This window comes from uncultured Sphingomonas sp. (genome assembly GCF_964021865.1).
Taxonomy (GTDB): Bacteria; Pseudomonadota; Alphaproteobacteria; order Sphingomonadales; family Sphingomonadaceae; genus Sphingomonas.
Window position 1 is genome coordinate 21,288 of the sequence record NZ_CAXIAM010000028.1, and the last position, 19,049, is coordinate 40,336.

The window sequence follows — 19,049 nt, forward strand, 5'->3', positions numbered from 1 at the left end:
GAAGGCGCGGCAAGCGCACGCAATGCCTGCACGGTTGCACTGCGCCCAAGGCTGGGTTTAGCAGGCCGCCTATGGCATTGATCGACGTCTTCCTGCGCCGCGCGATCCAGCGCGGTCGCCTTACCCTCACCAAGCCCGATGGGTCGGTTTCCACCTTCGGCCAGGACGATCCCGCGCTGAAGCCGGTGTCGTTCCGGATCACCGATACGAAAGTTTATCGTGAGATCGTCGCCGATCCGGCGCTTGGCGTCGCCGAGGCATTCATGGACGGACGGCTGATCGTCGAGGAGGGCGATATCCTCGATTTACTGATGCTCGCCACCAGCAACAGCCGTTGGGAGAATGGCAGCAACAAGCTCGCCGCCAGCCCGCTGCGTCGGCTGGGCGGGCAAATCCGCCACCGCTTCCTGACCGCGAACAAGGCGCTCCAGTCGAAGCGCAACGTCGCGCACCATTACGACCTGTCGGACCGGCTGTACGACCTCTTCCTCGACGTCGATAAACAGTACAGCTGCGCCTATTATACCGATCCGGCGAATCCGCTGGAGCAGGCGCAGGCCGACAAGAAGGCGCATATCGTCGCCAAGCTGGCGATCCGGCCGGGAATGCGCGTGCTCGATATCGGCTGCGGCTGGGGCGGGATGGCGTTGTACATCCATGCGAAAACCGGTGCCGAGGTGCTGGGGATCACCTTGTCCGAGGAGCAGTTGAAGATCGCCAAGCGCCGCGCCGCGGAGGCGGGGGTCGCCGATAAGGTGCGGTTCGAGCTGATCGACTATCGTGCGCTCGAGGAGCCGTTCGACCGGATCGTCTCGGTCGGCATGTTCGAGCATGTCGGCGCGCGCAACTTCCGCACCTATCTCAATAAGTGCCGCGACCTGCTGACGCCCCAGGGCGTCATGCTGCTCCACACGATCGGGCGCGGCGACGGACCGAACTTCACCGACACGTTCACCGACAAATATATCTTCCCCGGCGGCTATATCCCCGCGCTGTCGGAGGTGCTGAAGGCGAACGAATATATCCGCTGGTTCGTCACCGATATCGAGGTGCTGCGGATGCACTATGCGATGACGCTGCGCGACTGGTATGCGCGGACAGTGGCGGCGCACGACCAGATCGTCGCGCTGTACGACGAGCGGTTTTTCCGGATGTGGACCTATTATCTGGCGGGTGCGATCGTGTCGTTCACGAACGGCCCGCTGGTCAATTACCAAATCCAGTTCAGCCGCGACCGCCTCGCGCTGCCGCTGACCCGCGATTACATGTTCGAGGAAGAGCGGCGGCTGCGGGAGGGGTGATCCCCTCGTTCGTCATCCCCGCGCAGCCGGCGATCCGGACCCGCAGTTCTGTCGACAGAGCCGCAAACGCCGGAGGTTCCGGATTCCGGCCTGCGCGGGCATGACGGGGGCGCGCCTACCGCTTCGGTGCCGCCTTGCCCTGTGCCGTGCCGGTCGCCGCGGCGCGGGCGCGGGCGGCTTCGGTCGCGTCGACCTTGCCGTCCCTGTTCGTGTCATAGGCGCTGAACACCGCGCCCATCAGCGCGTTCGACTCGGCCTTGCTCACCTTGCCGTCCTTGTTGGTGTCGGCGCGCGCCAGGAAGAGCGCGGCGACGCGCTTCGCATGCGTCGGGTCGAGCGTCTTGCCCGGGCCGACCTTCATCCGCCCCATCCGCACCTCCAACTCGGCGGGCGACAGGAACCCGTCCTTGTTCGCGTCCGACGCGGCGAATTCCTTGTCGAGCTTGGCGGTGGCGGAGGCGCGCGTCTCCTGACCCAAAGCGGTGACGGTCAGTGCCGGCAGCGACAGGAACGCGACGAGCGCGGCGGCAAGGGTGACATGATGCTTCATGCCCGCCAGCGTGCCGCGCCGCGCTTTTACCGCCGCTGAACGGACCGGCGGACGGCGGCCGGTGCGCGGCAAGACGGTTGCCCTTGCGCGCGCGAGCGCGTAGCGGCCCGCGCAAAAGGAGCCTTGCCCATGACCGATCAGATCAAGCGCGTCGTACTTGCTTACTCGGGAGGGCTGGACACCAGCGTGATCCTGAAATGGCTCCAGACCGAATATGGCTGCGAGGTGGTGACCTTCACCGCCGATCTGGGCCAGGGCGAGGAACTGGAGCCGGCGCGCGCCAAGGCCGAGCTGATGGGGATCAAGCGCGAGCACATCTTCATCGACGACCTGCGCGAGGAATTCGTCCGCGATTACGTGTTCCCGATGATGCGTGCCAACGCGCTGTACGAGGGGCTGTACCTGCTCGGCACGTCGATCGCGCGCCCGCTGATCGCCAAGCGCCAGATCGAGATCGCGAAGATGGTGGGGGCCGATGCGGTCAGCCACGGCGCGACCGGCAAGGGCAACGACCAGGTTCGCTTCGAGCTGGGCTATTATGCGCTCAACCCCGACATCAAGGTGATCGCGCCGTGGCGCGAATGGGACCTGACCAGCCGCACCAAGCTGATCGAATTCGCCGAATCGCACCAGATCCCGGTTAGCAAGGACAAGCGCGGCGAGGCGCCATTCTCGACCGACGCGAACCTGCTCCACACCTCTTCGGAGGGCAAGGTGCTCGAGGACCCTTGGGACGAGGTGCCCGAATACGTCTTCTCGCGCACCGTCAGCCCGGAGGACGCCCCCGATCAGGCGGAGACGATCACGATCGATTTCGAACGTGGCGACGGCGTCGCGGTCAACGGCGAGGCGCTCTCGCCCGCCGCGCTGCTCGCCAAGCTCAACGAGCTGGGGCGCAAGCATGGCATCGGGCGGCTCGATCTGGTCGAGAATCGCTTCGTCGGGATGAAGAGCCGCGGCATGTACGAGACGCCGGGCGGCACGATCTATGCGCTGGCGCACCGCGCGATCGAGCAATTGACCCTCGACCGCGGTGCCGCGCACCTGAAGGACGAACTCGCGCCGCGTTATGCCGAGCTGGTCTATAACGGCTTCTGGTTCTCGCCCGAGCGCGAGATGCTGCAGGCCGCGGTCGATCATTCGCAGGAGAAGGTGGCGGGGACTGTCCGGCTTAAGCTCTACAAGGGCGCGTGCCATGTGACGGGTCGCAAGTCGCCAAACTCGCTGTACTCGGAAAAGGTCGTGACGTTCGAGGACGATCAGGGCGCGTACGACCAGCGCGACGCGGCGGGCTTCATCAAGCTCAACGCGCTGCGGCTGCGGTTGCTGGGGCGGCGCGACCGGTAAGGTATGGGAGGTGCCGGCGTGTTGCGCCGGCACCTTCGTTCTCGGGCGGCAGATATTACTGGCGCTCGACGAGCTTGGGTCCCGCATCTGTATCATGGGCCCGTCCAACAGCGGCCGTGCCCATGATGAGCGATGCGCCCAGTTTTAAGATGAAATTGGGTATTTGCCTAAGCAAAATATAGATATTGAATTCTACGCTCTCGTCGAGGGCTTTGGCATGGTCCGCGATAAGATTGGCGAAGATCGTTACGTTAAGTCAATCGACATCGCGGCCCGCATGAAAGCGATCTTTCTCGAAGCCGAGGACGAGAACGACCCCAAGACGATGCAAGACATTTATTTGATCCACGAAATCATGGCCATCATCGATGAGGTGCGGGCGCGGCGTGTGGCGGCAACGCTCCAGGATGACGAGGGGCGCGCGACGGGCGACTGATCGCACCACATGGCGGAGTGGAACAACAGGGCGGCGGCGGTGCGTTGCCCGTCTTCACACCGGCATGTGGAGTAGGCTTCTCACGCCCGTCACTCACCACCGCACGTCGCCAACAATGCTGCATTGTTGCCCGCATTTTGCGCTTAGTCACTAATTAACCTCGCTTTCTTATACCGAGCACTTCCGAAATTCGGTGGGGCCTTGGGGGGTCGCCGGCCAGGATCGGTCGTTGCAAGGACGGGCAGGGCGCTGGTTATCGCCTTCCCGGATCGATGCCACGTGTCGATCGACGCCGCGATGTCATGCCGGTGCCTCGCCCCAACAGGCTTGGTCTATGAAACGTCTTCTCTGCGCCGGCGCCTCTGTTTCTGCTCTCCTGCTTGCCACTCCGGCGCTTGCCAAGAACACAGCCGGCGATCAGGCCGAGATTCTCGCGCTGCTGCGCGCCCAGGCCAGCGAGATCGCGGCGCTGCGCGCCCGTCTCGAAGCGATCGAGCACAAGGCGCCCGTCGCCGCGCCGGTGACGGCCGCCGCCACGCCGACGACCGCGCCGCAGCGGGTCGCGTCGACCTCGTCGACGGTCGGCAACGACAGCGAGACGGTATCTTTTGCGCCGCAGATCATCCCCGCGAGCCCCGCCGAGCAGACCGTCGCGCAGGCGCGTGCCGCGGCGATGAACCCGTCGGGCGTCACCACCGAATGGCGCGGCGGGCTGCCGATCTTCCACTCGGCGGACGGCAAATACACGTTCAAGATGCGCGGCCGCATCATCAACCACGTCAGCTCGACGTTCGGGTCGAAATATGACGCGCGCAACATCACGACCACCGGCGCGCGCGCGCTGCGTATCGGCATCGAGGGCGCGATCGGCACGCATTTCTTCTACCAGTTCGAGAACGACTTCGCCGACAACGTGTCGGACGTCGGCACGATGTTCGTCGGCTGGCGCAACGACGTCGGGCAAATCTCCTACGACGTCCGCTTCGGCAACATGTTCAACGATCGCAGTTTCGAGGGATCGAGCGGGTCGGACGCGCCGCCGTTCCTGGAGCGCAACGTCGTCGCGACCTCGATCATCCCGCAGCGCGGCTTCTACGGTATCGCGCTGATGCCGCGGATCTTCTGGAAGAGCGGCCACGCCTCGATCACGCTGAGCGGCGACAATGTCGACGCGAGCCAGTCGGTGTCCGACAGCCGCACGGTGCTGGCGCGCGCGCATTGGAACCCGCTGAAGACCGATCGCTCGATCGTCCATCTCGGGCTGTGGGGCTTCGACGAGAAGCTGGCGAATGGTCCGGGGGCGCTGACCCGCAACACCGTGATCGGCGGGCGCTTCAACAGCCTGTTGCGCGTGTCGACCGGGACGCTGACCGGGGGCACCGGGACGACCGGCTATGGCGCGGAAGTCGGCGGCTACCTCGGCCCGCTATGGGTCATGGGCGAGGCGGGCGAGCGCCATGCGCGGTTGAGCGGCGGGCGTGACGATCTGGTCACCAAGGCGTGGAGCCTGTCGGGCGGCTGGTTCGTCACCGGCGACCTGCCGCCGTACAATCCGCGGCTCGGCACCTTCGCGCAGCCGCGCGTGCTGCGCCCCGTCTTCGACGGTGGGCCGGGTGCGATCGAGCTGCTGACCCGCTACGAGAACCTCGATTATTCGGGCGTGCCGACCGCAGGCAAGGGCTCGGCAGTGACCGCCGGGGTGAACTGGTATCTCGACAGCATCATCCGCATGCAATTCAACCTGATCCACTGGAACACCGAGAACCGCGCCGGCGCGTTCACCGGCAAGGACAGCGGTGAAACCGTCAGCGGCGGGATCGGCGTCACGTTCTGATCGCGGATCGCGGAAGGAGTGGCGGTCGCTACTCCTTCCGCCCCGCCGCGACCGCGACCTTCACTAGGTCGTCAGGCGCGTCGTGCAGCTTCAGATACAGCGCGTCGCCGGCGGGGCGTGGCACCGACAGCGCCGTGCCGACGAAGCCGACCGGCACCGGCTGCGCATTGGCGCCGTCCGGTGTCGTGGCGACGCCGGCGATCAGGAACAGGTCGTCGCCCTCGATCGCGCAGGCCTTGTCGGTGCACGCGACCTTCGTCAGCGCGGGCAGGCGGACGACGCGTGCCAGCGGCTGCCATTCGCCGAGCGTCTCGCCCTGTACCAGCCGCATCTTGAGCGCGCCGACCGCCGCCGCGCCCAGCGCCTGCCGCGGCACGAAGGCGCCGACCGCGACGTCGCCGCCCAGCGATTGCAGCTTGCCCGAGGTGACGGTCAGCTTCGTCGTGGCGTCATCGTCGGCGGTCGCGACCTCGATCGCGTCGTCGTTGGTCAGCCGCGTGCCGACCGCGCGCACCGAGAAGGTCAGCGTCGCGTCGGGCGCGAGCAGCCCGGCGGGGAGCGTCAGCGGCACCTTCGTCGCAGCGGCGGGGGCGTCGACATGGGCACCGACCAGCTCCAGCCGTGGGCGCGGCGGGGTGATCGTCGCGCGCACCGTCGTGGTGCGCCCGTCCTTGAGCGTCACCTTCGCGTCGCTCGCGCCCTGCGCCAGCGTCTCGGTATTCGCGTCGGTGGACAGCGCCAGCCGGTCGCCGCCGCCCGGATCGCGGGTCAGCGCGCCCGCGACGAACGTCACGCCCGCGACCTCCAGCTTGGCCACTTGATCGAGCCGTGCGCCGACCAGCCGGCCTTCCCGGTCGCCGGTGTAGAGCGTGAAACCCTCCAGCCGGCTCGCCTCGGTCTGTCCTTTGAGGGTCAGCTGCGCGGGCTGTACGCCGCCATATTGCGCGACCAGCAGCGTCAGTTCGCCCGGGCGAGTGCGCGCGAGCGGCAGCGTTGCGGTGATCTCGTCGGGTGCGCTCGCCTTCCACTCGACCGGCCGGGTCGCGCCGCCGCGATCGCGCAGCGCGACCTGTTCGACGCACGACGACGCGCCACCCTGTAGCGTCAGCGGCGCGTCGCGGCCGACCACCACCGCGTCGTCGGGCTTGGGCTGCCACGCGGTCGGCATGCCGTTCTGCACCGCGAAACGCGGGCCGGTGAAGGCGTCGAAGCCCCAGCGACCGACCAGCGCCGCCTCGCTGATCCCGGTCTGGCCGACCTTCTGCGCATCGGCGACGACCAGCCCGCCCCGCTCGGCATCCGCGGTCACCGGCAATTCGACGCTGCGCCCGTCCTGCAACCCCAGCTTCAGCCGCAGGTCGCGCGCGAAATCGGTCGCGAACAGCAGCGGCGCATCGTCGAGCCGCAGCACCAGCCCCGGCTGCGCGAGGCACACCGCATCCTTGGCGGCGGCGCGCAGCGGTGGCGGCGCACTGCTGCCGATCGGGGGCAGCGGCGCGACCAGCACGGTCTGTGGATTCTGGAACGACGGCGGACTGTTGAGCTGCAACCGCAGCCGCTCGCCCGATCCGACCGCCAGCGCGGGGGCATATTGGTAGCTGGCGCTTCGGAAAACGCCGAACAGCCGCGCGAAATCGCGCGCCAGCGAGATATAGGGGCTGTAGATTCCCGCGCCGCCTTCCTTGGTGGCGGCAAGGCTGTAGGCGAATTGCGTGGTCGTGCCGCCCAGCACCTCGGCCAGCGTCGTCCCGCCGCCGGTCTGGAGCACCATGCCGTCCCGGTTCTGCGTCAGGCACGACGCCTGCAACGAGCGCGCGCGTGACAGGCAATCGGCGTTGAGCTTGATGGCCAGCGTGCCGGCGAGCGCGGTCGACACCGGCACCAGCCGCTCGGGCGCATTCTCCTCGACGCGCGCGACGCCATTGACGAACGTCTCCAGCCGCGCGCGATCGAGCGAGGCCTGAAACAGGTCCTGCGCGGCGCGGACGAACACCCCCGGCCGTCCGCGTACCGCCTTGACCAGGGCATTGTAGCCGCCGCCGGTTTCGGGCGCCATGAACGCGATCGCCTGCTGCGCGCCCTCCGGTACGGTGATCGTCAGGCCGGATTTCTTGGGGTTCTTGTCCCAGGTTTCGGCCTTGAAGAACCAGTCCTTGGGCGGTGGGTTGGTTGCGCCGCGCAGGAAGGCGACGACCAGCACGTAGCGCGCCGACTGATCGGCGGGCAGGTCGGCGCGCACCTCCAGCTTGTCGCCGGTGCGGATGCCGGGGACCTGTCCGGCAGGCAGCGTCACGTCGCCGCGCGTCACCCGCATCGTCAGCGCGGGACCGGCCAGATCGAAGGTGGTGCTCTGCGCCGTCGCCGGGGCGGGCAGCGTCAGCGAGATCGCGGCCGCCAGGGCCAGCATGGGGGAAAGGAGGACGCGCATCCGGCGGGCTATAGAACAGGAGCGTCGGGCAGTGCCACCATCGGCGCGTTAACTCCGCTTCAACCAGTTTCCTTCATTGCGTTCTCATCCACTAAAAGCGGAACGGGCGGGATGGCGAAGGCAGGCACTACGGTCGACGTAGCGATCATCGGCGCGGGCCCTGCCGGGCTGACCGCGGGGTATCTGTTGACCAAGGCCGGCTATTCGGTCGCGATCCTCGAAAAGGATGCCATGTACGTCGGCGGCATCAGCCGCACCGTCGAGCATCAGGGTTTCCGCTTCGACATCGGCGGGCACCGCTTCTTCTCGCGCTCGAAGGAGGTCGTTGATCTCTGGAACGAGCTGCTGCCGGATGATTTCATCGAGCGCCCGCGCATGAGCCGCATCTATTACGAGGGCAAGTTCTACAGCTACCCGCTGCGCGCGTTCGAGGCGCTCGGCAATCTCGGGCTCGTCCGCTCGGCCTTGTGCATGGCGAGCTTCGCCAAGGCGAAACTGTTCCCGAAGCGCGCCGTGAAGAGCTTCGAGGACTGGACCGTCAACGCCTTCGGGCGAAAGCTCTATTCGATCTTCTTCAAGACCTATACCGAGAAGGTGTGGGGGATGCCGTGCGACCGGATGAGCGCGGATTGGGCGGCGCAGCGGATCAAGGGGCTGTCGCTGTGGGGCGCGGTGGTCGACGGGACGAAGCGCTCGCTGGGGCTCAATCGTCGGCCCAACGACGGCGTCGGGCAGGCCAAGACGCTGCTGGAGAATTTTCGCTATCCGCGGCTCGGGCCGGGAATGATGTGGGATGCCGCGCGCGACCGGATCGTCGAGCGTGGCGGGCAGGTGCTGATGGGCCATGCACTCCACCAGCTGCGGCTGAGCGAGGCGACCGGGCGATGGACGGTCACCGCCAACGGTGCCGAAGGTCTGGTCGCGCTCAACGCCGCGCATGTCATTTCCTCGGCGCCGATGCGCGAGCTGGCGAGCCGCATCCATCCGCTGCCGGCGTCGCTGCCCGAGGCGTCGAACCTGAAATATCGCGACTTCCTGACCGTCGCGCTGATGATCCGTTCGCCCGAGCTGTTCCCCGACAACTGGATCTACATCCACGATCCGAAGGTAAAGGTCGGCCGCATCCAGAACTTCCGCTCGTGGTCGCCCGAGATGGTGCCCGATCCCGCGATCGCTTGCGTGGGGCTTGAATATTTCTGCTTCGAGGGCGACGGGCTGTGGACGTCGAGCGACCAGCAACTGATCGCACTGGCGACCGCCGAGATGGCCACGCTCGGCCTGTGCGATCCGCGCCAGGTGACCGGCGGCGTCGTGGTGCGGCAGGAAAAGGCCTATCCCGTCTATGACGAGGATTATGCGCAGAACGTCGACATGCTTCGCCGCGAGATCGAGGGACGGTATGCGACGCTGCACTGCGTCGGGCGCAACGGCATGCATCGCTACAACAATCAGGATCATGCGATGATGACCGCGATGCTGACGGTGCGCAACATCCAGGCCGGCGCGCGCGTGTACGACGTGTGGGCGGTCAACGAAGACGCGGAATATCACGAGAGCGGCAACGAGGGCGATCGGGCGGGTGAGGCTGCGGCGCTCGCCAGCCTGCGGCAGGTGCCGACCGCGCTGAAGGCGGCGTAACCTGTCCTCCGATCGTCGTCATGCCGCGGTCGTGCTCGGCGGCTGGGCGCTGGCGTCGCTGGTGCTGCTGATCGCCGGGTGGAGCGCGATCATGGCGCGCGCGCTGCCCGACGCCGACGATTCGATGCGGTTGCTCGAAGTGCGCGACTGGCTGGCGGGGCAGGGCTGGTTCGATGTCGCGCAGCATCGCCTGAACGGTGGCGACTTCCCGATGCACTGGTCGCGGCTGGTCGACGTGCCGCTGGCCGCAACGATCGTGGCGCTGCGCCCGCTGCTGGGAGCGGCGCTGGCCGAGCAGGTCGCGGTCGTCGCGGTGCCCTTGCTGACCCTGCTCGCCGCGCTGGCGCTGATCGCGTCGCTCGCACGACGGCTGGGTGGCGATGCGCTGGTGATCCCGGCGATGCTGATGGCGGGGCTGACGATCCCGCTCACCTTCCAGCTATCGCCGTTGCGGATCGATCATCATGGCTGGCAGATCGTCTTCGCGCTGGTGGCAGCTCGCGCGCTGATTGCGCGACCGGGTGTGCGGAGCGGACTGTTGGCCGGCGCGGCACTCGCCACGCTGCTGACGATTTCGCTGGAGGGATTGCCGATTGCGGTGGCGATCTGCGGCGCTGCGGCGCTGGCGTGGGTCGTCGAGCCGCAGCGTGGCGCAATGCTGCGCACGGTGATGCTGGCGCTCGCCGGCGGCGCGACAATTCTTCAGGCGGCGACGCGCGGGCCGGGATTCTGGCTTCCTGTTTGTGATGCGCTCGCCCCGGCGTGGCTGGCTGTGTTGGGCGTCGCAGCCGTCGGCGTCGTGATCGCGGTCGCAGTCGCGCGGTTCGGTGTCATCGCGCGCCTCGTTGCGCTCGGCGGTGCCGCCGCGGGGGCGGGGAGTACGTTGCTGATGCTCGCACCGGGCTGCCTTGCCGGGCCGTTCGCGACCTTGCCGCCGCTCGTCTATCAGGTCTGGTATCTGTCGGTGCTCGAAGGGCGGCCGCTCTGGGAGCAGGAGCCGGTGTGGGCGGCGGCGACGCTGGCCTTGCCGTTGGCCGGGCTGATCGGCGCGGCGCTCGGGTGGCGGAGCGCCGCGGGCGATGCGCGTCGGCATTGGGCGATGTTCGCGCTGTTGCTGCTCGCCGCCACGCTGATCGCGGTCGCGGTCAGCCGCGCGGGCGCCACCGCCAATGCGCTCGCCGCGCCCGCCGCGGCGGTGTGGCTCGCGCGGTTGCTGGCGCGGGCGCGGAGCCTCGCGGGGCCCGTGCCGCGGGTGGCGGCGACGCTCGCCACGCTGGCGCTGGCAGCCCCCGGCACGCTCGCTGCGGCCGCGCTCCATGCCCTGCCGCGCGGGGCAGCGCCGAAGACGCAGCTCAGCCATCGCCCGTCGTGCGCCAGCACCCGCGACATGCGCGTGCTCGGCGAGCTGCCGCCCGGGATCGTGTTCGCGCCGATCGACCTTACCCCGGCATTGTTGCTCGACACCCCGCATCGCGCGATCGCGGGGGGCTATCATCGCAACGCCGCGGCGATGGCGCGCGTCATCACCGGCTTCCTCGCCCCGCCCGCCCAGGCGCGGGCGTCGATCCTCGCGACTCACGCCGACTATCTCGCGGTCTGTCCCGGAATGCAGGAGATGATCGCCTATCGCGATCGCGCGCCAGACGGGATGTGGGCGCGGCTCGAACGCGGCGAGCGCTTCGACTGGCTGCGTCCGCTGCCGGTGCGCGGCCCCGCGTTGGTCTGGCGCGTCATCCACCCCTTGCGGGAAGGCGGCTCCGCCCGCTAACGCCCGGCGATGCACGACGACCGGCTTCACTGGTGGCAGACGCGATGGTTCGTGATCGCGGCGGTGCTGGCGGCGGCGATCCCGCTGTTATGGCCCGACATTCCGCCGATCGTCGATCTGCCCGGGCACATGGGACGCTACCGCGTCCAGCTCGATCGCGGCGCGCATCCGTGGCTGGCGGACTGGTATTCGTTCAAATGGGCGCTGATCGGCAACCTCGGCGTCGATCTGCTGATCGAGCCGCTGGCGCCGCTGGTCGGGCTGGAGGCGGCGGTCAAGCTGATCGTCATCGCCATCCCGATGCTGACGGTGGCCGGGCTGTTGTGGATCGCGCGCGAGGTGCACGGGCGCATCCCCGCGACCGCGCTGTTCGCGCTGCCGCTCGCTTATGGCTATCCGGTCCAGTTCGGATTCGTGAACTTTGCGCTATCGATGGGGCTGGCGCTGTGCCTGTTCGCCTTGTGGCTGCGGATGGCGCGGCTCGGGCGGATTTGGCTGCGCGTCGCGGTGTTCGTGCCGCTGTCGTGCATCCTGTGGGTGGTGCACACCTTTGGCTGGGGCGTGCTGGGCGTGCTGGCCTTCTCCAGCGAGCTGATCCGCCAGCATGATCGGCGCAAGGACGCCGGGAGCGGCCATTGGCTTGAAAGCCTGATCCGCGCCGGGCTCGGCTGTGCGCCGCTCGCGCTGCCGATGCTGCTGATGATCGCGTGGCGATCGGGCGCGGACGTCACGGGGCAGACCGCCGACTTCTTCTATTGGCGCACCAAGATCGCGTGGATCGTGATGGCACTGCGCGACCGCTGGCTGTGGTTCGATATCGGCAGCATGGCGGTGATCTACCTCGTGCTGTTCAAGGCGCTGCGCGATCCGCGGATCGGCTATTCGCGGCACCTGGGGCTGTCGGCGCTGTTCATGCTCGCAGTCTATATCGTGCTGCCGCGCATCGTGTTCGGGTCGGCCTATGCCGACATGCGTATGGCGCCGTACATGATCGCGGTGGCGGTGATCGCGATCCGGCCGAAGCCGGGCACCACCTTCCGCCATGCGGCGGTGCTGGCGGCGCTGGGGCTTGCCTTCTTCGTCGTGCGGCTGGCGGGGACGACGATCAGCTATCTCGAATTCGACCGCGATTACGACGAGGAGCTGGCGGCGTTGCCGCATGTCCCGGTCGGTGCGCGGCTGATCAGCTTTGTCGGGCACAATTGCCACAATGCGTGGCGGATGTCGCGGCTGGAGCATCTGCCCGCGCTCGCATTGGTGCGGCGGCTGGCCTATACCGACGATCAATGGTCGATGGCCGGCGCGCAGCTGCTGACCTCGCGCTACACCGCCGCCGGTCCTTATGCGCACGATCCGACGCAGATCGTCACCTCGGTCAAATGCCCGGCGGAATGGTGGCGACCGGCCAATTACGCGCTCGCCCGCTTCCCGCGCGAGGCGTTCGATTACGTCTGGCTGATCCGCCCGCCGGTCTACAATCCGCGCTTCACCGTCGGGCTGATCCCGATCTGGCGCTCACCGACCAGCAATTCGGTGCTGTTCCGCATCGACCATGACGCGGTGGTGCCCGAGGCGAGTGACGAGGAACTGGGCGTGCCGCGCTGGCTGATCGAGCGGATCAAGCGGCGGCGCGAGCGGCTGGAGGCGCTGCGGGAGCGCCGCGAGCGCGAGGAAGAGCGGCTAGAGCGGTTGCGGGTCGAGCAGGCACGGTAAGTCCGTCATTGCGAGCGTAGCGAAGCAATCCAGGGCTGCCTGGTCCGGCTCTGGATTGCTTCGCTACCCCCGCCTGAACGGCGTCAGCTCACCCAGAAACGCCTGCTCGCCCTCGACCGCGACACGCTCCTGTTCGAGGAAGTCCGCGACCGCGCGGCGGAAATTCGGGTCGGGGATGTAATGCGCCGACCAGGTCGATATGGGCGCATAGCCACGCGCCAGCTTGTGCTCGCCCTGCGCCCCCGCCTCGACGCGTGACAGTCCGCGTTCGATCGCGGCGTCGATCGCCTGATAATAGCACAGCTCGAAATGCAGAAACGGCACTTCCTCGGTCGCACCCCAGTACCGACCGTAGAGCGCATCGTCGCCGATCAGGTTGAGCGCCCCAGCGATCGGCACCCCGTCACGCTCGGCGAGGATCAGCAGCACGCGCTCGCCCAGGGCCTTGCCCAGCAGCGGGAAGAAGCTGCGGGTCAGATACGGCCGTCCCCATTTGCGGCTGCCGGTGTCCTGATAGAAGCGCCAGAAGGCGTCCCATTCCCGCTCGCCAATCGCCACGCCGGTCAGGTGGCGAATCGTCAGCCCCTCGACCGCCGCGGCGCGTTCCTTGCGGATCGCCTTGCGCTTGCGACTGGCGAGCGCGGCGAGGAAGTCGTCGAACGTGGCGTATCCGTCGTTCTGCCAGTGGAATTGCGTCCCTTCGCGGACCAGCCAGCCCGCCGCCGCGAACAGCGGTACCTGTTCGGGCGCGACGAAGGTCGCATGGGCCGAGGACAGCTCGTGCTGCGCCACCACCGCCTCGATCGCGCCGATCAGCGCCGCCGCCGAATCCGGATCGCGCAGCAGCAGTCGCGGGCCGGGAACCGGGGTGAAGGGCGCCGCGATCTGCAACTTGGGGTAGTAGCGGCCACCGGCGCGCTCCCACGCGTCGGCCCAGCCGTGGTCGAAGACATATTCGCCCTGGCTATGCCCCTTGGCATAGGCGGGCGCGATCGCGAGCGGCGCGCCATCGGCACCGTCGACGACGATCGGCACCGGTTGCCAGCCGCTCCGCCCGCCGACGCTGCCCGATTCCTCGAGCGCCGCGAGGAAGGCGTGGCCGACGAATGGGTTGGCGGTGCCGGCGCAGGCGTCCCATTGCGCGGCGGAGATGGCGGATACGCCGGGCACCAGGCGCGCGGTAAGCGAAGTCATCGCGCGCGAGATAGGGTCGCGCCCCGCCCGATCAAAGGGCCGGAGCGACTTCCACGATCGCGTCGATCTCGACGGCCGCGCCGAGCGGCAGCACCGCGACGCCCACCGCCGAGCGTGCGTGCTTGCCTGCATCGCCGAACAGCTTGACCATCAGCTCCGACGCGCCGTTCGCGACCTTGGGCTGGTCGGTGAAGTCGGCGGTCGAGTTCACGAACACGCCCAGCTTCACGATGCGGGTCACGCGGCCGAGATGCCCGCAATGCGCCTTGATCTGTGCGACCAGCATCAGCGCGCAGCGCTGCGCCGCATCCTGCCCGTCCTCCAGCGAGACGTCGTCGCCGAGCCGCCCGGTCACGACCGCGCCGTCCCTGAACGGCAACTGGCCCGAGATGTGGAGCAGCCCGCCCGCCTCGACGACGGGGACATAGGCGGCGACGGGGGCGGCCGCCTGCGGCAGCGTGAGGCCAAGCTCTTCGAGAGCGCGATCGATGCGGTCGGTCATGCCGCGCTGCTTGCCGCCTGCGCCCCGCCGCGGTCAAGCCTCCGCCGGCTTGCCCTCGTCGAAGCGCGCCGCGATCCACGCCTGCGCCAGCGCCCAATCGTCGATCCGCGCATGCGCGTGCGGGGAGGGCGGGACGCCGGGGGCAAGCTGCGGTTCCGACACCATGTGCAGCCGCCACACGCCCGGTGCGTGTTCCGCCACCGATTCGTGATGGTGGGGCAGGTCGTCGACGAACACCGTGACCGGCGCGGCATATTCCGCGACCAGCCGCGCGACCGGCGCGCCCTTGCCGCCCTGATTGCACTCGACGCGGTGCGCGATCCCGTGCCCGGCGAGCTGGTTGATGCGGTGCGTGCGGCAATGATCCTCTAGATTGGTGAGGATCACGATGTCGGCGCGTTCGGCAAGCATCGCCAAAGCCTCGGCGGCGCCGGGCACCAGCGTCTGGCGGTGCATTTCATCGGGGAAGAAGCCGCCGAGATAGCCGAACATCTCCTCACGCGTCATCGGTTCGTCGCTGCCGCGCCGCCTCATGCTCTTGGCGAGTTCCCAGGTGCCGATCGTGAAATCGACCTCGTGCACATCGCTCAGCCAGTCGGCGAAATGGCGGACCATGTGCAGCAGCACCTCGTCGCAATCGGAGATCAGCAGCGGCCGGGTCATCGCGCCTGCTCCAGCGCGTGCCGCGCCGCGACCAGCGAGTCGGGGCTGTGCCCGGTCGCTTCGGCGCAGGCGATCAGATCGGGCTCATAGGCTTCCAGAAACGTAAGCGTGGCGGCGAGCGTCGATGGATCTGTAAGACTTCCCCGCAGGTTATCGGGTGTAAGCCCCGTCGTGTCGAGAAACCGGCCGGCGCGTAACGGATCGTTAAGGACAAAGGTCAAGGCATCAAGCGCGCGTGCCACGGCATCATCTGTATTTGTGTCATTGCGCGCCATTATCTATCGTCGCCCTGTTGGGAGTGCTCGTCGCGTGGCAAAAAGGGTGCTCGTTGTCGAGGACAACGCACTCAATCTGAAGCTGTTCAGCGACCTGTTGCGGGCGCACGGCTTCGTCGTGGAGCCGGTGCGTGACGGACGCGAGGCGGTGGCGCGCGCGCGCGCCTTCGCACCCGATCTGGTCGTCATGGACATCCAGATGCCGCACGTTACCGGCTACGAGCTGCTGCTGCAGTTGAAAGCCGACGCGGCGTTGCAGCACATTCCGGTGATGGCCGTCACCGCCTATGCCGGGCGCGAGGACGAGGAGCGGCTGCGTGCCGCCGGCGCCGACGCCTATGTGTCCAAGCCGATCACGCTGGCGCGGTTCATGGCCGCGGTGACCGAGCTGACCTGACGCGCGACGCGGAAAAGCCGCCGACGCAGGGCGCAGGCGGCTTTTTGGAAGCAGGCAAGGGACGGATCGCGTGCTGTTCCGGATCCCGGCCGTCGCCGGGATGGTCGAACGGTCGCTACGCGACTCGTTCGATCACTTGATCTTGGCTTCCTTGAACTCGACGTGCTTGCGCACGACGGGATCGTACTTGTTGAAGCTCAGCTTCTCGGTCTTGGTGCGCGGGTTCTTCTTGGTGACATAGAAGAAGCCGGTGTCGGCCGTGCTGACGAGCTTGATCTTGACGGTGGTCGGCTTTGCCATGACCAGTTCCTAGCGAATGAAAACGAAAAATGCGGCGAAGGCTCCTCCGCCGCGTCAGGCTGGGGCGCTTGGCCTATGTGGCGCGCGGAGTCAAGCGTGGGCGCGGTTAAGCACCCGGTAACGCGCTTCCGGCTACAAGGGAGACAAGAGGAGATAGCCGTCATGAACAACGACGATATCATCACCGCCCGTGCCGAACTGACCCGCCGAATCGCCGCGATCGAATGGCGCGCCGGGCCGACGCAACTCACGCCCGATATCGAACGCATCCACGAATTGGCGCGCCACCATCATCTGCCCGCCGCGGTCGACGCCGCGAATCAGCTTCGGCTCGCGCTGGCGCGTGGCGAGCGCGGCGTTCCGGTGCATCGCCTGCTGCAATTGCTGGGGCAGGCGGTCGTCACCGATCGGGCGGAGGCGCCGCGCCGCGCCGCCTGAGCGTGGGCGGATGGCCGGGAGCCAAACCCACCGTTGATCGTTTCGCCTCCGACACCTGCTTTGTACGGAGCGACGCGTGACCGATACCAATCCCGCCCTCGAAACGCCGACCGATCTGGCGCGCAACGACACGCGCACCGTCGCCGAAGCGCTCAATGCGGCGCTGGCGGACAGCTATGCGTTGTATCTGAAGACCAAGAACTTCCACTGGCACGTCAGCGGGCCGCACTTCCGCGATTATCACCTGCTGCTCGACGATCAGGCTACGCAGATTCTGGGCGTCACCGATGCGATTGCCGAGCGCGTGCGCAAGACCGGCAACACCACGCTGCGCTCGATCGGCGACATCTCGCGCCGCCAGTCGATCAGGGACAATGATCGCGATTTCGTCCCAGCGGACGAGATGCTCGCCGAGCTGCGCGACGATAATCTAACGCTGGTCGAGCGATTCCGTGACGTGAAGCAGGCATCGGAAGACGCCGGCGACAATGCCACCAGCGGGATCGTCGACGAGTGGACCGACCAGGCCGAGGAACGCGCCTGGTTCCTGTTCGAGGCCAGCCGCAAGGGTTGATCCTCCCCGCCATCGTCACGGAGCGCCGCCATGCTGAAACTCGCCGTCATCTTTCTCATCGCCGGGCTGGTGCTCGGGGCGCTCGGCTTCGGCGGGATCGGCGGTGCGTTCGTCGGGATCGCCAAGATCCTGTTCTTCATTGCGCTGGCACTGTTCCTGATCTTCCTCGTGCTCGGGCTGGTCGCGGGCAAGAAGGTGAAGGACGCGATCGACTGATAACGCGGGAAACAGGGCAGCCATCTTGCCCCAACCTGCGCGCGGGTGCATCACCGCGCGCAGGTTACGTTCCCGAGGAGTTCCGATGCGCTTGCCCTTCGCTGCCGTCCTGTTGACCGCGATGACGACCGCTGCCGCCGTGCCGATCGCCGCCGCCGCGCAAACCACCGCGCCGCTGCCCGGCACCAATCCCTTTGCGAAGCCCAGCACGCTGCCGTTCGAGGCGCCGCCGTTCGACCGGATCAAGGATACGGATTATCGGCCCGCGCTCGAGGCCGGGATGGCCGAGCAGCTGGCGGAGGTGAACAACATCGTCCGCGTCCGCTCGATGCCGACGTTCGACAATACGATCGCCGCGCTGGAGCGGTCGGGCCGACTGCTGGAGCGTGCCGCACTCGCCTTCTACGGCGTCAACGGCGCGAACACCAATGACGTGCTCCAGAAAACGCAGGAAGTGCTCGCCCCCAAGTTCGCGGCGCATCAGGATGCGATCCAGCTCAACCCGCAGCTCTTCGCGCGCGTCCGCACGCTGTACGATGCGCGCCAGACGCTGAAGCTGACGCCCGAGCAGTTGCAGGTGCTGACGCTGACCTATGAGAATATGGTCCGGGCCGGCGCGAAGCTGTCGCCCGCCGACAAGACGAAGCTGAGCGCGCTCAACGCGCAGCTCTCGACGCTGGAAACCGCGTTCCAGCAGAAGCTGCTCGCCGCCGCCAAGGCCGGCGCGCTGGTCGTCGACGATCGCGCCAAGCTGGCCGGGCTGTCGGATGCGGAGATCGCCGCCGCCGCCGATGCCGCCAAGGAGCGTGGGCTGGCGGGCAAGTACGTCCTGAAGCTCCAGAACACCACCGAGCAGCCGGCGCTGGCGTCGCTCACCGATCGCGCGACACGCGAGGCGCTGTTCAACGCGAGCTGGACCCGCGCCGAGAAGGGCGACGCCAACGACACGCGCGCGACGATCAGCCAGCTTGCCGAGCTGCGCGCGCAAAAGGCCAAGCTGCTCGGCTTCGCGACCTGGGCCGATTACGTGCTGTCGGATCAGATGGCGAAGAACCCGACCACCGCGCTCGGCTTCATGCAGCAGCTCGGCAAGCCGGTCGGCGCCGAGCAACGCCGCGAGGCCGCCGAGTTGCAGCAGCAGATCAAGGCCGAGGGCGGCGATTTCCAGCTGAAGCCGTGGGATTGGGATCTTTATTCGGAAAAGCTGCGCAAGGCGAAGTACGACCTGAATCAGGACGAGCTGAAGCCGTATTTCGAGATCAACAAGGTGCTGAACGACGGCGTATTCTATGCCGCCAACCAGCTGTATGGCATCACCTTCAAGCGCCGTACCGACATCCCCGTCTACCAGCCGGACGTGATGGTCTATGAGGTGTCGGAGGAGAACGGCACGCCGATCGGCCTGATGTATTTCGATTACTGGAAGCGCGACAACAAGAACGGCGGCGCGTGGATGTCGAACTTCGTCAACCAGT

Annotated in this window: 19 protein-coding genes; 12 read left to right on the forward strand and 7 right to left on the reverse strand. The window is 67.4% G+C overall.

Translation table 11 applies throughout. The features are described 5' to 3' along the window. The first annotated feature begins 71 nt into the window (after positions 1-71). Complete coding sequence (locus AADI75_RS09215) at positions 72-1,301, forward strand: cyclopropane-fatty-acyl-phospholipid synthase family protein (RefSeq protein ID WP_341208740.1); 1,230 nt, start codon at positions 72-74, stop codon at positions 1,299-1,301. A 115-nt stretch (positions 1,302-1,416) separates the two neighbouring features. Here the strand turns inward: AADI75_RS09215 and AADI75_RS09220 are convergent, their stop codons facing one another. Then, entirely contained in the window at positions 1,417-1,923 is a 507-nt protein-coding gene (locus AADI75_RS09220; RefSeq protein WP_341208741.1) for a hypothetical protein, read from the reverse strand. A gap of 57 nt (positions 1,924-1,980) precedes the next feature. Between AADI75_RS09220 and AADI75_RS09225 the strand changes: the two genes are divergently transcribed. From AADI75_RS09225 to AADI75_RS09235, 3 genes are all read left to right on the forward strand, one after another. Next, positions 1,981-3,198, forward strand: coding sequence for an argininosuccinate synthase (locus AADI75_RS09225; RefSeq protein ID WP_341208742.1), 1,218 nt, complete (start codon positions 1,981-1,983; stop codon positions 3,196-3,198). Positions 3,199-3,415: 217 nt separating this feature from the next. After that, on the forward strand, positions 3,416-3,634 hold the full coding sequence (locus AADI75_RS09230; protein WP_341208743.1) for a hypothetical protein: 219 nt from the start codon (positions 3,416-3,418) through the stop codon (positions 3,632-3,634). A 334-nt stretch (positions 3,635-3,968) separates the two neighbouring features. Next, on the forward strand, positions 3,969-5,468 hold the full coding sequence (locus AADI75_RS09235; protein ID WP_341208744.1) for a porin: 1,500 nt from the start codon (positions 3,969-3,971) through the stop codon (positions 5,466-5,468). Positions 5,469-5,496: 28 nt separating this feature from the next. Here the strand turns inward: AADI75_RS09235 and AADI75_RS09240 are convergent, their stop codons facing one another. Continuing rightward, positions 5,497-7,875, reverse strand: coding sequence for a hypothetical protein (locus AADI75_RS09240; protein WP_341208745.1), 2,379 nt, complete (start codon positions 7,873-7,875; stop codon positions 5,497-5,499). A 132-nt stretch (positions 7,876-8,007) separates the two neighbouring features. Between AADI75_RS09240 and AADI75_RS09245 the strand changes: the two genes are divergently transcribed. From AADI75_RS09245 to AADI75_RS09255, 3 genes are read left to right on the forward strand one after another with little or no spacing between them, the layout of a single operon-like run. Beyond that, positions 8,008-9,534, forward strand: coding sequence for an NAD(P)/FAD-dependent oxidoreductase (locus tag AADI75_RS09245; RefSeq protein ID WP_341208746.1), 1,527 nt, complete (start codon positions 8,008-8,010; stop codon positions 9,532-9,534). A 31-nt stretch (positions 9,535-9,565) separates the two neighbouring features. Then, on the forward strand, positions 9,566-11,302 hold the full coding sequence (locus AADI75_RS09250) for a hypothetical protein (RefSeq protein ID WP_341208747.1): 1,737 nt from the start codon (positions 9,566-9,568) through the stop codon (positions 11,300-11,302). A gap of 9 nt (positions 11,303-11,311) precedes the next feature. Then, positions 11,312-13,015, forward strand: a complete 1,704-nt coding sequence (locus AADI75_RS09255) for a hypothetical protein (protein ID WP_341208748.1) — start codon at positions 11,312-11,314, stop codon at positions 13,013-13,015. 63 nt (positions 13,016-13,078) lie between these two features. On the opposite strand, the gene AADI75_RS09260 is transcribed toward AADI75_RS09255, so the two are convergent. From AADI75_RS09260 to AADI75_RS09275, 4 genes are read right to left on the reverse strand one after another with little or no spacing between them, the layout of a single operon-like run. Next, positions 13,079-14,209, reverse strand: coding sequence for a GNAT family N-acetyltransferase (locus AADI75_RS09260; protein ID WP_341208749.1), 1,131 nt, complete (start codon positions 14,207-14,209; stop codon positions 13,079-13,081). 31 nt (positions 14,210-14,240) lie between these two features. Beyond that, on the reverse strand, positions 14,241-14,711 hold the full coding sequence (locus AADI75_RS09265; RefSeq protein ID WP_341208750.1) for a RidA family protein: 471 nt from the start codon (positions 14,709-14,711) through the stop codon (positions 14,241-14,243). 33 nt (positions 14,712-14,744) lie between these two features. Continuing rightward, positions 14,745-15,374 (reverse strand): HAD family hydrolase, encoded by a 630-nt coding sequence (locus tag AADI75_RS09270; RefSeq protein WP_341208751.1) that lies wholly within the window; start codon positions 15,372-15,374, stop codon positions 14,745-14,747. Next, a complete protein-coding gene (locus AADI75_RS09275) occupies positions 15,371-15,649 on the reverse strand; it encodes a DUF3572 domain-containing protein (protein ID WP_341208752.1) in 279 nt (92 codons plus the stop codon). Before AADI75_RS09275 ends, AADI75_RS09270 begins: the two co-directional genes overlap by 4 nt. 34 nt (positions 15,650-15,683) lie before the next feature. Here AADI75_RS09275 and AADI75_RS09280 point away from each other — a divergent pair, with 34 nt between their 5' ends. Further along, on the forward strand, positions 15,684-16,046 hold the full coding sequence (locus AADI75_RS09280; protein WP_341208753.1) for a response regulator: 363 nt from the start codon (positions 15,684-15,686) through the stop codon (positions 16,044-16,046). Positions 16,047-16,178: 132 nt separating this feature from the next. Here the strand turns inward: AADI75_RS09280 and rpmG are convergent, their stop codons facing one another. Continuing rightward, the gene (rpmG, locus tag AADI75_RS09285; RefSeq protein WP_028967260.1) at positions 16,179-16,346 is read right to left on the reverse strand and encodes a 50S ribosomal protein L33; all 168 of its coding nucleotides are present in this window, start codon (positions 16,344-16,346) and stop codon (positions 16,179-16,181) included. Positions 16,347-16,508: 162 nt separating this feature from the next. On the opposite strand from rpmG, the gene AADI75_RS09290 reads away from it, so the two are divergent. From AADI75_RS09290 to AADI75_RS09305, 4 genes are all read left to right on the forward strand, one after another. Beyond that, a complete protein-coding gene (locus AADI75_RS09290) occupies positions 16,509-16,784 on the forward strand; it encodes a hypothetical protein (protein ID WP_341208754.1) in 276 nt (91 codons plus the stop codon). A gap of 76 nt (positions 16,785-16,860) precedes the next feature. Next, positions 16,861-17,358 carry a DNA starvation/stationary phase protection protein gene (locus AADI75_RS09295; protein WP_341208755.1) on the forward strand — a complete coding sequence of 166 codons (498 nt, stop codon included), beginning with the start codon at positions 16,861-16,863 and terminating at the stop codon, positions 17,356-17,358. A gap of 30 nt (positions 17,359-17,388) precedes the next feature. After that, positions 17,389-17,574, forward strand: coding sequence for a DUF1328 family protein (locus AADI75_RS09300; RefSeq protein WP_028967258.1), 186 nt, complete (start codon positions 17,389-17,391; stop codon positions 17,572-17,574). 85 nt (positions 17,575-17,659) lie between these two features. Then, the coding region (locus AADI75_RS09305) for a M3 family metallopeptidase (protein WP_341208756.1) at positions 17,660-19,049 on the forward strand (1,390 nt) is incomplete at its 3' end.

What these genes read in the sequence shown, in the direction of transcription:
- AADI75_RS09215 (WP_341208740.1), top strand. Translation starts at nt 72, where the DNA reads ATGGCATTGATCGACGTCTTCCTGCGCCGCGCGATCCAGCGCGGTCGC.
- AADI75_RS09225 (WP_341208742.1), top strand. Translation starts at nt 1,981, where the DNA reads ATGACCGATCAGATCAAGCGCGTCGTACTTGCTTACTCGGGAGGGCTG.
- AADI75_RS09230 (WP_341208743.1), top strand. Translation starts at nt 3,416, where the DNA reads ATGGTCCGCGATAAGATTGGCGAAGATCGTTACGTTAAGTCAATCGAC.
- AADI75_RS09235 (WP_341208744.1), top strand. Translation starts at nt 3,969, where the DNA reads ATGAAACGTCTTCTCTGCGCCGGCGCCTCTGTTTCTGCTCTCCTGCTT.
- AADI75_RS09240 (WP_341208745.1), bottom strand. Translation starts at nt 7,875, where the DNA reads ATGCTGGCCCTGGCGGCCGCGATCTCGCTGACGCTGCCCGCCCCGGCG.
- AADI75_RS09245 (WP_341208746.1), top strand. Translation starts at nt 8,008, where the DNA reads ATGGCGAAGGCAGGCACTACGGTCGACGTAGCGATCATCGGCGCGGGC.
- AADI75_RS09255 (WP_341208748.1), top strand. Translation starts at nt 11,312, where the DNA reads ATGCACGACGACCGGCTTCACTGGTGGCAGACGCGATGGTTCGTGATC.
- AADI75_RS09260 (WP_341208749.1), bottom strand. Translation starts at nt 14,209, where the DNA reads ATGACTTCGCTTACCGCGCGCCTGGTGCCCGGCGTATCCGCCATCTCC.
- AADI75_RS09265 (WP_341208750.1), bottom strand. Translation starts at nt 14,711, where the DNA reads ATGACCGACCGCATCGATCGCGCTCTCGAAGAGCTTGGCCTCACGCTG.
- AADI75_RS09270 (WP_341208751.1), bottom strand. Translation starts at nt 15,374, where the DNA reads ATGACCCGGCCGCTGCTGATCTCCGATTGCGACGAGGTGCTGCTGCAC.
- AADI75_RS09275 (WP_341208752.1), bottom strand. Translation starts at nt 15,649, where the DNA reads ATGGCGCGCAATGACACAAATACAGATGATGCCGTGGCACGCGCGCTT.
- rpmG (WP_028967260.1), bottom strand. Translation starts at nt 16,346, where the DNA reads ATGGCAAAGCCGACCACCGTCAAGATCAAGCTCGTCAGCACGGCCGAC.
- AADI75_RS09290 (WP_341208754.1), top strand. Translation starts at nt 16,509, where the DNA reads ATGAACAACGACGATATCATCACCGCCCGTGCCGAACTGACCCGCCGA.
- AADI75_RS09300 (WP_028967258.1), top strand. Translation starts at nt 17,389, where the DNA reads ATGCTGAAACTCGCCGTCATCTTTCTCATCGCCGGGCTGGTGCTCGGG.